Source organism: Sphaerisporangium fuscum, from assembly GCF_018531465.1.
Taxonomy (GTDB): Bacteria; Actinomycetota; Actinomycetes; order Streptosporangiales; family Streptosporangiaceae; genus Sphaerisporangium; species Sphaerisporangium fuscum.
Map to the genome: position 1 here is coordinate 33,887 of NZ_JAHDTF010000036.1, position 12,870 is coordinate 46,756.

At 69.8% G+C, this 12,870-nt stretch carries 13 protein-coding genes and 1 riboswitch; of the genes, 6 read left to right on the forward strand and 7 right to left on the reverse strand.

Features of this window, described 5'->3' with window-relative positions:
- Positions 1-15 precede the first annotated feature (15 nt).
- Positions 16-750 carry a glycosyltransferase family 2 protein gene (locus KIK05_RS37485; protein ID WP_214415616.1) on the reverse strand — a complete coding sequence of 245 codons (735 nt, stop codon included), beginning with the start codon at positions 748-750 and terminating at the stop codon, positions 16-18.
- Between the two features lie 42 nt (positions 751-792).
- Positions 793-1,143, reverse strand: a complete 351-nt coding sequence (locus KIK05_RS37490) for an STAS domain-containing protein (RefSeq protein WP_214415617.1) — start codon at positions 1,141-1,143, stop codon at positions 793-795.
- A gap of 229 nt (positions 1,144-1,372) precedes the next feature.
- Here KIK05_RS37490 and KIK05_RS47560 point away from each other — a divergent pair, with 229 nt between their 5' ends.
- The gene (locus KIK05_RS47560) at positions 1,373-1,960 is read left to right on the forward strand and encodes a hypothetical protein (RefSeq protein WP_250564094.1); all 588 of its coding nucleotides are present in this window, start codon (positions 1,373-1,375) and stop codon (positions 1,958-1,960) included.
- Here the strand turns inward: KIK05_RS47560 and KIK05_RS37500 are convergent.
- Together KIK05_RS37500 and KIK05_RS49180 are read right to left on the reverse strand one after the other, a co-directional pair.
- Entirely contained in the window at positions 1,876-3,003 is a 1,128-nt protein-coding gene (locus KIK05_RS37500; RefSeq protein WP_308250280.1) for a sensor histidine kinase, read from the reverse strand. The genes KIK05_RS47560 and KIK05_RS37500 overlap by 85 nt on opposite strands.
- Before the next feature lie 19 nt (positions 3,004-3,022).
- On the reverse strand, positions 3,023-3,730 hold the full coding sequence (locus tag KIK05_RS49180; RefSeq protein WP_214415618.1) for a response regulator transcription factor: 708 nt from the start codon (positions 3,728-3,730) through the stop codon (positions 3,023-3,025).
- A gap of 244 nt (positions 3,731-3,974) precedes the next feature.
- Between KIK05_RS49180 and KIK05_RS37510 the strand changes: the two genes are divergently transcribed.
- The 4 genes from KIK05_RS37510 to KIK05_RS37525 all read left to right on the forward strand — a co-directional run bounded on the left by KIK05_RS37510 (position 3,975) and on the right by KIK05_RS37525 (position 6,486).
- Positions 3,975-4,142 (forward strand): hypothetical protein, encoded by a 168-nt coding sequence (locus KIK05_RS37510; RefSeq protein ID WP_214415619.1) that lies wholly within the window; start codon positions 3,975-3,977, stop codon positions 4,140-4,142.
- A gap of 2 nt (positions 4,143-4,144) precedes the next feature.
- On the forward strand, positions 4,145-4,408 hold the full coding sequence (locus KIK05_RS37515) for a DUF6412 domain-containing protein (RefSeq protein WP_214415620.1): 264 nt from the start codon (positions 4,145-4,147) through the stop codon (positions 4,406-4,408).
- An 86-nt stretch (positions 4,409-4,494) separates the two neighbouring features.
- On the forward strand, positions 4,495-5,187 hold the full coding sequence (locus KIK05_RS37520; RefSeq protein ID WP_214415621.1) for a YidC/Oxa1 family membrane protein insertase: 693 nt from the start codon (positions 4,495-4,497) through the stop codon (positions 5,185-5,187).
- Between the two features lie 96 nt (positions 5,188-5,283).
- Positions 5,284-6,486, forward strand: coding sequence for an arginine deiminase (locus tag KIK05_RS37525; RefSeq protein ID WP_214415622.1), 1,203 nt, complete (start codon positions 5,284-5,286; stop codon positions 6,484-6,486).
- Here KIK05_RS37525 and KIK05_RS37530 read toward each other — a convergent pair.
- A complete protein-coding gene (locus KIK05_RS37530) occupies positions 6,469-6,903 on the reverse strand; it encodes an ATP-binding protein (RefSeq protein WP_308250281.1) in 435 nt (144 codons plus the stop codon). The two genes, KIK05_RS37525 and KIK05_RS37530, sit on opposite strands and share 18 nt — an antisense overlap.
- Positions 6,904-7,055: 152 nt before the next feature.
- A complete protein-coding gene (locus KIK05_RS37535) occupies positions 7,056-8,951 on the reverse strand; it encodes a PAS domain-containing sensor histidine kinase (protein WP_214415624.1) in 1,896 nt (631 codons plus the stop codon).
- A 231-nt stretch (positions 8,952-9,182) separates the two neighbouring features.
- Here KIK05_RS37535 and KIK05_RS37540 point away from each other — a divergent pair, with 231 nt between their 5' ends.
- Positions 9,183-9,743: a methylated-DNA--[protein]-cysteine S-methyltransferase gene (locus KIK05_RS37540; protein ID WP_214415625.1), complete on the forward strand. Its 561-nt coding sequence runs from the start codon at positions 9,183-9,185 to the stop codon at positions 9,741-9,743.
- Here KIK05_RS37540 and KIK05_RS37545 read toward each other — a convergent pair.
- Positions 9,740-11,092: a purine-cytosine permease family protein gene (locus KIK05_RS37545; RefSeq protein ID WP_214415626.1), complete on the reverse strand. Its 1,353-nt coding sequence runs from the start codon at positions 11,090-11,092 to the stop codon at positions 9,740-9,742. The genes KIK05_RS37540 and KIK05_RS37545 overlap by 4 nt on opposite strands.
- A riboswitch (TPP riboswitch) is annotated at positions 11,083-11,193 on the reverse strand. (Overlaps the previous gene by 10 nt.)
- Positions 11,194-12,870 lie beyond the last annotated feature (1,677 nt).

Here is a 12,870-nt window from a genome sequence, read left to right on the forward strand (position 1 = left end):
CCTGCCTGTGGAAAGTCAGCGGGGGCCGCTGAGGAGGGTTCTCAGGGTGGTGACGGCCGGTTCGCGCGTGGCGAGGGCGAGGGCGACGTCACGGAACTGGCGCGCCCGGTGCACCTGCGCGTGCCAGTCGGTGCCGGTGGCGCGGTGGGACATGTCGACCTCGACCTCGACCACGCGGAAGCCGTCGCGGATCAGGTCGATCGTCAGCCCGGTCTCGACGCCGAAGCCGCGCGCGAGTGGGCGCGCCGCCTCGAAGGCCGCCCTCGTGAGGCAGCGCTGTCCGTTGAGCGGCTGGGTGGCCTGCCAGCCGCAGGCGCGCCTGATGCCCTCGCGCGACAGCCGTACCACGAAGCCGTGGCCGCCCAGCTTGACGCGGTTGGCGAAGGTCGCGATGGTCATGTCGGCCGAACCGGCGCGGACCGGCTCGATCAACGGCGCCGCCTTGCCGGCGGTCTCGCCGAGGTCGGCGTCGAGGAAGAGCAGATGACGGCTGCCGTCCTCGTCGAGCAGGCGCACGGCTTCCGCGCCGCTCTCCATCGCCGCCGCCTTGCCGCGGTTGCGGCTGTGGCGGAGGACACGGGCGCCCGCGGACCTGGCCACCCTGCCCGTGGCGTCGGACGAGCCGTCGTCGACCACCACGACGAGATCGACGCCCGGGATGGCCAGGGCGGCGGTCACGGTGGCGCCGATGCGCCGGGCTTCGTCCTTGGCCGGGACGATCACCGCTGTGTCGGGACGTGCGTCGCTCATCGCTCCTCGCGAGGTTTCGCTGACTTCGGCGACCGAACGACGCTAGCCGGGATGTTCCGCCGTGAGCAACTCCGCCGGGATGGTGTCGTGCACGGTGAACACCGAGTCGAGCCCCGTCACCTGGAGGATCTTGCGGACGGCCGGGCGCGGCGAGGCCACCTCGAGGATGCCACCGCGTTCTCGCATCCGCTTGAGAGCGGACAGCAGGACGTTCATGCCCGTGGAGTCGCAGAACTCCACGCCGGACATGTCTATGACGACCCGGTCGGGCCCGGTCTCCAGCAGACGGGTGAACTCCGTCTGGAGACGAGGCGCGGTATATAGGTCGATTTCGCCGACGACCGTCAAGATGGCGTGGCCGGCATGTGATCGAGTCGAGACCTTGAGCTCCACAGCGGGCACACTAGCGCCGTACCGCCGCCGGGTCACGTTCTACGCGATAACCGAAGAGTCGCTCGCCCTTTGTTCCCCGTTTCGGCCTCACGGAAACGGTGAGTGCGCGAAGCTTGACGCTATGCGACACCGGCTCGGCCGGAAGGGGGGGAGGCCCGGAATCTCCGCGTCCGGTCGTCACTTCGAGATGGAGAGGCGGGCGTGGAGCGCGACGGGCCCGACAGCGCCGATGAACAGTGACACACCCGAGGATCCCCAGCGCCAGTGCATGCGCGAGCGGCTGGAGGCCGTCCTCACCCGGAGCGAGAGGGCCCGCGCCTGGGGGGACGCCGCCCTTCCGCTCCGATCGTTGATCAACCGCGACGGGTACGTCCCCGTCAAGACACGCCTTTCGGTGGACGATCTCGACCTGCTCGCCGCCGCCCGCACGGAGCTGCTGTGCTTCTCCGAGCTCGGCCTGCGGCTGCTCGATCTCCACCAGCCCCGCGACGCCGGCGGCATCACCAGCGACGCCGCGCACCCGATCCTGCGCTGCCGGAGCTGCATGTGGCGCTGGCCCTGCCCGACGTTCCGCGCGATGTCGGAGGCGCTCGCCGGCATCTCCCCGGGCGAGCCGTCCGCCGGGCCGGAGCGGGAGAACGACCCTCATGCCGGCGCGTCCCACGCGTCGCCGCCCACCGAGCCCGTCACGGGCGCGCACGAGGCCTCCGGCCGGCGCGGCACGGGCGCCCGTCAGCCGGGCGGTTCCGAGAGCGGCAGCGCGATCTCGAAGCGGCAGCCCGCTCCTTCGTTGACCACCGTGATGGCGCCCTGGTGAGCTTCGACGATGCCGCGGGCGATGGCGAGGCCGAGCCCCGCGCCCCGGTCGGGGCCGGGGGTGCGGGCGGTCTCTCCCCTGAAGGCGACGTCGAAGACCCGGGGCAGGTCGTCCTCGGGGATGCCGCCGCAGCAGTCGGCCACCGACAGGCGTACGGCCTGGTGGTCGGCGACCGCGCGGACGACCACGGTGCCGTCCGCCGGGGTGTGCCGGATGGCGTTGACGACGAGGTTGCGCAGCGCCCGTCCGAGCTCGGCGGCGTCGGCGTTCACCGGCGGCACCGGCCCGGCCTCGCCGACCAGGCGCACTCCCTTGGCACCGGCCAGGGCCTCAGCGCCCGCGAGCGTGTCGGCCACGAGGTCGCCGACGCCGATGCGCCGAGGTGAGAGCCGCAGCGCTCCCGCGTGGATCCGCGACAGCTCGAACAGGTCGTCCACCATGTGAGACAGCCGGTCCACCTCGAGCCTGATCCGGGTGTGGTACCTCCGGACGGTCGCGTCGTCGGCGGCGACTCCGTCCTCCAGGGCCTCCGCCATGGCCCGCATGCCGGCGAGCGGCGTGCGGAGGTCGTGGCTCACCCAGGCGACCAGCTCACGCCGCGCGCCTTCGAGGGCTCGTTCCCGCTCGTGCCCCTCCCGAAGCCGTTCGTACGCCTGCCGCAGGGCGTCACTGATGATCTGGAGTTCGGCCGGAAGAGGACCGGACGGCGGAACGTAGTCGTGGGAGGGGGCCACGGCCTCCACGGCGGCGACGAGCCGCCGGCTGGCCGCGAACACCTGCCGCGCCACCGCCATCGCCACGCCCATGCCGACCAGGCCGGCGATGTAACTGACGGTGAGCGCGACGTCCCGGGCGTGACCAGGGATGATCATTTCTAGGGTGATCACCACCACTCCCGCCACCGTCGCGGTGACCGTCACCACGGCCACGACGACCAGCATGAGCCCGATCGACCGTCGCCGCAGGAGCCACATCAGCACGAGGCCGAGGCCCGTCAGCGCGAGCCCCAGGCCGCCCGTGACGGCGACGATCTGCGTGATCACGTACGGTCCCCGACACCCGTCACGTGTCGACCGCCGGCTCGTACCGGTAGCCGACACCCCAGACGGTGACGATGCGGCGGGGCGCGGTCGGGTCGGTCTCGATCTTCTCGCGCAGGCGGCGGACGTGGACGGTGACCGTCGAGGTGTCCCCGAACGACCAGCCCCACACCTGGTCGAGCAGCGCCGTACGGCTGAACGCCTGCCGCGGGTTGCGCATGAGATAGGCCAGCAGGTCGAACTCGCGGGCGGTCAGGGTGATCTCGAGGTCGCGCAGCCGCACCTCGTGCGCCCCCACGTCCACCACCAGGTCGCCGTCGCGCAGCACACCGGTGCCGGTGGTGACCAGGGCGCCCCGCGCGCGCCGCAGCACCGACTGCACGCGCAGGGCCAGCTCCCGGGGGCTGAACGGCTTGGTGACGTAGTCGTCGGCTCCGGTCTCCAGGCCGACGACGCGGTCGATTTCCTCGCCGAGGGCGGTGAGCATGATGACGGGGACCGGACGGCGTTCCCTGAGCTTCTTGCAGACCTGCAGGCCGTCCATGCCGGGGAGCATGAGGTCGAGGACCATCAGGTCGGGCGGGTCGGCGAGCGCCCGGCGCAGCGCCTCGGCGCCGTCGCCGACGCTCTCGACCACGTGGCCGTCGCGTTCGAGGTATTTCACGACGACCTCGGCCACGGTCGGGTCGTCCTCGACCACGAGGATCCGCGTCGCGGAGGCCGCGCTCACCGGCGGCACCCCCCGGCCTCGCGCCTGGCCTGCACAAGCATCTGAGGAACCCTTCGAAGATCGGCCCTGGTGAGAGGACGTCGACGTCCAACCGTAAAGCCGATGGGACCGTTCCGGGCACTCCCGTCACCACTTCGTAAGGCCCCGCGGAAGGCCGTCCCTGCGGGCGGCCGGAAAGTCACGATCTCGACCAATGATCGGTTAATCGCTCGCAGGCGGCCCCGCGTGGACGTACCTTCTGGATATGGCCCGTATCGTGCTCTCCATTCTCGGCGTCGTGCTCGCACTCTACGTAGTGTTCGGGCTCCTGATCCCCGCCATCTTCGGGATCTTCAAGCTTCTCTTCGTCGTCGCTCTCATCGCCTTCGTGGTGATGGCCGCGGTGACCTTGGTCGGTAAGCTCTCGAAGTAGAGATGACCGCCTTCCACACCACCGTCGCGATGCTCGGGCAGCTGCTCGCGGGCAGCCCCGGCATGTTGACGGCGGTCGGGTTCGTGGGAGTCACGCTCCTTCTGTTCGCCTGGGCTCTCGGGAGGCTGGCCGCGGTTCCCGCGGTCGCCGCCCGGCCGGGCCTGCGCTCGCGTGCCGCCCATTCGGTGTTCGTGCGGCAGCGCCATCCCGACAGCGCCGGCCGTCCCCGGCCGAGAGCACCTTCGGCGGGCCCCGCGCCCGCCTAGCGTTCCGTCAGCGATCTTCCCTGCCGGCCTCCGGCGGGCGCCTTCGTCATGTCCACCCGCGGACACCGTGCCGCGGGCGGGCCGTCATGCCCGTCTCCCAGACGAAGGGGCTTCGCGCCGCCATGCTCGACACCGTCATCTACCCTGCCTACCGGCTGATCGAATCCGTCGCCTCGCTCACGGGCGCGGGGTTCGCGATCGTCCTGTTCACCCTGGCCGTACGGCTGCTGCTCCTGCCGCTCAGCATCCGGCAGGCCAAGGCGGCGAAGGCGCGGATGCGCCTGGCGCCGAAGGTCGAGGCGCTCAGGAAGCGCTTCGGCCGCGATCCCGAGCGGCTCTACCGTGAGACGACCAAGCTGTACGCCGCCGAGGGCACCTCGATGTTCGCGGGGATCCTGCCCGGCCTGGCGCAGTCGCCGTTCTTCATGGTGACCTACCGGGTGTTCGTCGCCGCGACGATCGCGGGCCACCCGAACCTGCTGCTCGCGCAGAGCGCCCTCGGCGTCCCGCTCGGGGACCACTTCGCCACCGCGATAGCGACCGGCGGCCTCTTCGGCGCCCCCGCCCTGGTGTTCGTCGGCCTGTTCGCGCTGCTCGCGGTGGTGGCCTGGATCGTCTCGCGTCGTATGGGCGAGGTCCAGCCCCGCGCGCTGCGGCTGCTGCCGTACGCGACCGTGGTGTTCGCGACGTTCCTCCCGCTGGCGGCAGGTCTGTATCTGCTGGTCAGCACGGCGTGGACGGCCGTCGAGCGGGCACTGCTGTACCCGAAGCCGGCCTGACAACTGCTCCTCGTGCCCTTGTGGGGGGTTGCGCGCCGTTACCGTTGAATGTCGGAAGTGTTCCATCAGGACTGGTTTCAACGGGAGGGCCGAACGATGAACGGTGCCGACAGCGAAGTCGGGCGGCTGCAGACGGTGCTGCTGCACCGCCCCGGCGCCGAGCTGAAGCGGCTGACCCCCCGCAACAACGACAAGCTGCTGTTCGACGGCATCCCCTGGGTCGGCCGGGCCCAGGAGGAGCATGACGCCTTCGCGCAGGCGCTGCGCGACCACGGGGTCGAGGTGCTCTACCTCACCGAGCTGCTGCAGGACACCCTGGAGTACGAGGACGCGCGGGAGGAGATCGTCCCCGCCGTGCTGGCGGAGCGGCAGCTCGGCGACCGGCTGACCCAGCTCACCCGCCGTCACTTGGAGGACCTCGATCCGGAGGACCTCACCCAGACCCTGATCGCCGGCCTGGCGCGCGAGGAGCTCAAGACGGGCCGGGGCCTGGTGTACGACCTGATGGACCGGCACGACTTCGTCATCGACCCGCTGCCCAACCTGCTGTTCACCAGGGACTCCAGCGTGTGGATCGGCGACCGCGTCGCGGTGACCAGCCTCGCCATGCCCGCGCGGACGCGCGAGAGCCTGCTCACCCGTCTGATCTACACCTACCACCCGAGGTTCGCGGGGGTGGAGCACCTGTACGACCCGTGGCTGGAGCACGTCGAGGGCGGTGACGTGCTGCTGATGGGCCCGGGTGTGATCGCCGTCGGGACCGGCGAGCGTACGACCCCGGCCGGAGTGGAGAGGCTGTGCCGGAGGGTCTTCGCCGCCGGGCTGGCGCACACCGTCCTCGCGGTGCCGATCGCCCAGCAGCGCGCCACCATGCACCTGGACACGATCTGCACGATGGTCGACGTGGACACCGTGGTCATGTACCCGCCGGTGGCCTACTCGCTGCAGGCCTACACCGTGACCGCCGGGGAGAAGGAGGGCGAGGTCCGCGTCTTCGAGCCGCGCCCGTTCCTGGACGCGGCGGCCCAGGCCATGGGGATCGAGCGGGTGAAGGTGATCGACACCGGGCTCGACCCGGTCACCGCCGAGCGCGAGCAGTGGGACGACGGCAACAACACCCTCGCCCTGGCTCCGCGTGTCGCGGTCGCCTACGAGCGCAACGTCGAGACCAACGCCCGGCTGGAGGCGGCGGGGGTCAAGGTAATCCGAATTGCGGGCAGTGAACTCGGCAGCGGCCGGGGCGGCCCGCGCTGCATGTCGTGCCCCATCAGCAGGGAACGGCTAACCGCACTCTCGTAGGGCCCCTATTTCGGGCGTTCGTACTGGCGGATTAAGGACAGCAACTGGGGCGTGGAGGATCGCCCAGACCGTGGTCACCTCACCGTCGTGACGCACGCCCCAGCGCTCGGCGAGAAACTCGACGATGCCGAGCCCCCGCCCGCCGAGCGAGGAGAGGGCCGGCCGTCCCGCGCGGGGCTCGGTCGTCGCTCCTCCATCACTCACCGTGACCTCGAGGTGGCCTTCAGCCCAGTCCCATGTGGCCATGATCTGGCCTGACGGGAGCGGATGGGCGTGACGCAACGCGTTGCTCAGCAGTTCGCTCACCACGAGGACGGCATCCTCGATCGCGGCGGCGAACACCCCCCATGCCTCGAGATCGGCGCTGAGACGCCGGCGTGCGACGGCGACGCTGGTCGGCGCATACGGCAACAGCACGACGCCCTCACTTCCCCGTTCTCCTGCATTTCCCCCTGAGGAAAACACATCCCAGTACGACCGAAATGCCCCGTTCGATGGTTCTGGAAACCGCGTGGCGATCATTGCTTGTGCAGATTCGACAATAGGCGAGCACATCTGTGACCGGCTCGTTACCGCTTCGGTGTGTCGGATCCGATATAGGCAGGCGCGGTCCGCAGAACGAACCGCATTCGGGTGCCGCCGCCCGGCCGTGGATGGGCGGTGACTTCCCCGCCCTGCGCCCGCGCCAGGCTGCGCGCGATGTACAGACCGAGGCCCACACCGCCGAACCGGCGGCGGTCACCGCTGTCGGCCTGGACGAACCTCTCGAAGATCCGCTCACGGTCGCCGGGCGCGATGCCGACCCCCTCGTCGTCGACCGCGAGCACGACGAGGTCGCCCTCGGGCCAGGCGAGCACACGGATCAGCCCTCCGTTCGGCGAATATTTGAACGCATTCTCCAGAAGCTGGCCGAGCAGGATATCGGTGGCCAGCGCGTCCCCGTCGACCAATGGCAAATCACGTGGGATGTCGACTTCCACCCGATGCCTGTCGGAAAGGACCGGCATTCCCAATGTCGCCGCCCGTACACGTTCTCCCAGGTCAAAAGTCTCGATCTGGACCTTGAGCTCCTCCGCGCCGGCCCGCGCGCCGAGCAGAAGATGGTCCATGAGCTGGCCGAGCGCCCGGGCCCGCTCGGCGATGGTGCGGACGGCGGCCCGCCGCTCGACGTCCGGCAGCTTGTCCCAGCGGGCGTCGAGCGTGCTGGCGAACCCCTGCACGACCGTGATCGGCGTGCGCAGTTCGTGACCGGTCATGGCCAGGAACAGATCCTTGGCCTCCTCCAGTTCCTTGGCGCGGGTGACGTCACGGAAGTCGACGACGGTCTCGCCCGTCTCCTCGATCTCGGCGCTGACGACGTCCAGCCAGCGCCCGGAGCCGAGCTGGGTGGTGAGCTTCTGTCCCGGCGCGGGCAGCGGGAACGGCGGCGGGCCGCCGATCACGTCGGCGGCCCGCACCGCGGTCAGGTCCTCGGCCGCGGGATTCCACTGCCGTACCTGGCCCGCGCCGTCGAGGACCGCGATGCCGTCGGCGCTGGCGTCCACGACGGCCCGCTCGTGGGCGCGCTGCCGGACCGCGTCCTGGTAGGCCATCGCGTTGCCGAGCGCGATGCCCGCGTGCCCGGCCAGCAGCTCCAGCAGTTCCAGCTCGATGTGACCGGCGTTGCGTCTGGCGAACAGCGCGTAGAGCGCGCCGTACGGCCGCCCGCCCACCGCCGCGACCCCCAGCGCGATGGTGTGCAGGCCGGGCAGCTCCGACCAGATCAGCTCGTCGAGCACGGCCTGGTCACCGGTCTCCAGCAGCACGGTCTTGCCGGTGCGCAGCAGCTTGCCGACGAGGCTGGTGTGCAGGTCCGCGGTGGCGCCCTTGAGCCCCTCGGGCAGGCCGTGCGTGCTGACCAGCCGCAGGCGCCCGTCCTCGATGAGCACGAACCCGCCCGCGTCGGCGCCGGTGAGATCGGCGAGGCTCGCCGCGATGCGGTCCAGGACGGGTGTGAGCTCCAGCTCGGCGTTGATGTCGGCGACCACGTCGGTCAGGCGCCGGACGAGCATCGCCCTGCGGGCGCCTCGCTCGCGGGCGGCGGCGTCGGTCTCGACCGAGTGGTAGACGCAGACGTACCCGAGCAGCGCACCGGTCTCGGAGCGGAGCGCGCTGATGTCCACGCCCACGTCCAGCAGGGAGCCGTCGCTGTGGCGGCGCTTGGTGCGCAGCGAGACCGGGCCGCCGGTGCGCACGCGCTCCAGCACCGCGTTGTGCTCGGCCACCAGCTCGTCGGGGACGATCGGCGCCCGGCGCCCGATCATGTCGCCGGCGCTCCAGCCGAACAGGCGCTCGGCGGCGGGGTTCCACGTGAGGACGGTAAGATCACGATCGAGGGATACGACGGCATTGGCGGAACTCGCGATGACAGCGCGGGCGAGACCGTCATCGGTGTTCTCTACCCTGTCGTCACTCATGACCCCCATCGTGCCCGTTTTCGCAAGCCCGTCTTGGCCGTTTCGATGTACGAATAGTCGCATTCGCCCGAGCGATGCCTGCCGGTCACTCTTTTCGTCCGCTGTCATCGGGGATCCCGGCCCGTACGGCCTCTCGGTTGCTACCAAAACGTGACGACATGGACGTCCCCTCATCCGCCGAGCTCGTTGGGAGGCTTCACTCGGATACGCTGCCGGTAGCGCGACCGGAAGGGGTGCGGGATGGCGGCAGGGGATCTCGAAGCCCTGGTAAGGGTGACCGCTCCCGGGTATGTGGGCGAGACCCCACCCGAGATCGCCTTCGGCATCACCCAGACCCCCGTCGGTCCCCTGGCGCTCGCCGCCACCGCGCGCGGTGTGGTCGCCTGCAGCTTCGAGAACGAGCACGTCGTCTTCGCCCGCATCTCCCGCGAGATCGGCTCGTTCATCGGTCCCGACCCCAGGCGCCTCGACCCGGTCCGCCGCGAGCTCGACGCCTACTTCTCCGGTCGGCTGCGGGCCTTCACCACCCCGGTCGACCTCCGCCTGGCCACACCGTTCGCCCGCACCGTGCTCCAGATGACCATGGCCGTGCCGTACGGCAGCGTCACGACCCACCAGGAGATCGCCGAACGCATCGGGCGGCCCCAGGCGCTGCGCGCGGTGAGCAACGCCCTGGCCGCCGACCCGGTCTGCGTGATCGTGCCGTGCCACCGGGCGATCGAGGCCCCGGGGCTCCTCGGCGGGTACGCGGGGGGCGCCGCCGCCAAGGAGCACCTGCTGCGGCTGGAGGGCGCGCTCTAGTCCCAGGCGGGACGGTCCTCCACGGTCGCGCGCCCGCGGGCGCGGCGCCGTACGGCGGCCACCAGCAGCGTCACCAGCGCGGACACGACGAACGCGGCCAGCGCGGCGTTCATCCAGGGCTGCCGCTCGAACCCGATGGCCGTGCGGACGGCCGTCCACCGGTCGTCCCACCAGGCCACCGTCGGCGTCGCCGTGACGATCCAGTACGCCGCGAAGCCCAGCACCCAGGGCACGAGCATGCCCCACCGCGAAGGGGCGTGCCGCGAGGTGTCCCACCGCGCCGCACCGCCGAGCAGGAAGTACTCCACGGCGAGGACGGCGAACATCGGCACGAAGACCGCCCCGATCACGCCGAGGAACGCGCCGTAGGACTGGACGTCGACGAACAGCGCGATGACCGTGGTGAGCACACCCACCCCGAGCGAGAAGACGCGCCGATCGATCTTCGGCAGGAGGTTCTGCAGGGACATCGTGGTGGAGTACACGTTCGCGAACGACTGGTCCGCCTCCCGCAGCACCAGGATGCCGAAGAACAGAACGCCGAGCGGAACGGCCACGAACGCGTCCCACACCCGGTCGGGATCGTTTCTCACCAGCGCCAGCGCCAGGATGCCGAGGAGCAGGCAGGCGACCTGCGCGACGGTGTACCCGCTGACGACCCCGGTGAAGGCCGCGCGGCTCGACCTCGAGTGCCGGGCGAAGTCGGCCGCCATCGGCACCCAGGAGACCGAGAGCGCGATGACGTAGTCGACGGCCGAGGTGAAGCCGTCCCAGTTCCCGCCGCCCAGGCTCGGCCCCTCGCGCAGCAGGGCGACGGCCAGCCACACCATCGCGACCACCACGCCCACCGTCACGAACCGCCGCAGCAGCCTGATCGCGCCGAGCGGCCGGATCGTCAGGGCGATGGTGATCAGCCCCGCCACCAGCACCCACACCTGGTACGGCACGCTCTTGCCGAAGATCGCCTGCGCGCCGGTGGCGATCACCCACAGCTCGAAGGCACCCCAGCCGAGCATCTGGACGATGTTCAGCACCGTCGGGACGTACGACAGCCGCGCCCCGAACAGGCCGCGCAGCAGCACCATCGCGGGGGCGCCGGTCTGCGACCCGGGTATGGCAGCGAGGCCGACCATCACGGTGCCGATCAGGCTGCCCACCACGGCCGCGAGGACGGCGGCGGTCAGCGTCAGCGGCGTGCGGCCCAGCGGGTTGAGGAGGTACAGGGCGCCGGAGAAGCCGAGAAGGCTCACCCCGAGGTTGGCCCAGAACGCGCCCTGGTCGAGCACCCCGAGGGTCTTCGGAGGAGCCTCGTCGAGCGTCAGAGGGACTTCGTCGGCGACATACGCCATCGCACGCTCCCTACGCCGGCATTACCCGGACAGGTTCAGGCGGTCGGCAGCGGCTGTGCTGCCCTCTCAGCCCGGCGCCCCGAGCTCCCGCGTCCAGCTTGTGCAGTTTGCGCCCTCATCTTGCCTCATCAAAGGCCTTCTGACCACAGTGAGACGGATCACGTATGTCTCACTCTCTGGTCCGTCGTCGTCCGCAGGAGTACAGCTGAGTGCGCAGAGGTAGCTGTACTTTCTAGCTGTACGGAGCCTCCTGTCACACGCTGCTAGACCCCGTCTTCAGGCCAGAAGCAGACCGCGTGTCCGAGAAGGGGACTTTCGGCCTGCCATGAGGCAGACTGATGCTCTCGGAGCTTCTCGGCTCAGTCGCTTCTTGAAGTGAACACATACAACTTGCCTGCGAGGCTCGACGTCCCAGTTCGGAACCTCCAATGCCCGTGTTTCTTCCGCGAGGTTCCGAACCTCAACCAGACAGTCACGCAGACAAATCGGGCAGTTCCAAGCACGAGTTCTGCCCCCTCTCAGCTATTCGCGCTGGTCAGATGCCGTTCCACTCCGGTCTCCGTGCCGGACCTCATTGCTGGTCTGGCTCTACTGGTGTTGGTTCTAAGACCCTTGCCGGGTTCCACTCCGGTCTCCGTGCCGGACCTCATTGCTGGACAAGGGCAGTCGTGAACTGGAAATTGCCGGTCAGGTTCCACTCCGGTCTCCGTGCCGGACCTCATTGCTGGGCCTACACGCCCTGGCATGCCGCGTGGTTCGCCCGGGTTCCACTCCGGTCTCCGTGCCGGACCTCATTGCTGGGCCGACAACCCCATCAGCGACGCCTACGGCATCCCGCAGGTTCCACTCCCGTCTTCGCGCCGGACCTCATTGCTGGTGACCGGTATCCGCAGGCTCGCTCGCGCCCCTACCGGTTCCACCCAGTCTCCGTGCCCGACCTCATTGCTGGACCGAGCTGTACGAAATCGTCGCCTGGGACGGCGCACCGTTCCACTCCGGTCTCCGCGCCGGACCTCATTGCTGGGTTCCGCCGGCGCCGGAGGACCCCGACAACCCGACTTTTACTCCGGCCTCCGCGCCGGACCTCATTGCTGGGCCCAGGTCGGGTCATAGATCGCCCAGCCGGTACGGCTTTCACTCCGGCCTCCGCGCCGGACCTCATTGCTGGGTCACCCGCGCCCAGGCCGCCGCGCTGAAGGGCATGTTCCACTCCGGCCTCCGCGCCGGACCTCATTGCTGGCGCAACCCTCACCGCGACCCCCTGATGCGCGACATGTTTCACTCCGGCCTCCGCGCCGGACCTCATTGCTGGTACTGGGGCCACGGCGGCGGCTACCCGTTCCAGGGCTTTCACTCCGGCCTCCGCGCCGGACCTCATTGCTGGATGGTTGCCTCTCCGTGGAGGACTGGGCCGCCGGACCTTTTACTCTGGCGTCTGCGCCGGACCTCATTGCTGGTCGATGCTGAACTCGCATGCGATCGTCGTCTCGGCGGCACTGCCACTCCGGTCTCCGTGCGGGACCTCATTGCTGGCTCGTCATCGACGGCCCGAGGGCCGCTGAAGGTGACAGTTTCACTCCGGCCTCCGCGCCTGTCCTCATTACGGTTCAGGTCACACAGATCTGGATCGTCGACCCGGTATTGATATTGATCAGCTTGGGAGAACAACTGCCTTCGAGCGATCAGTCCCTCTATCAACCTGCCGTGAACTGTCGGCTCCGTTATGTAAAGTCAGCCTCCACTCGTGTTCGGGCTTGGGGACCCGAGTACGAGCAAAC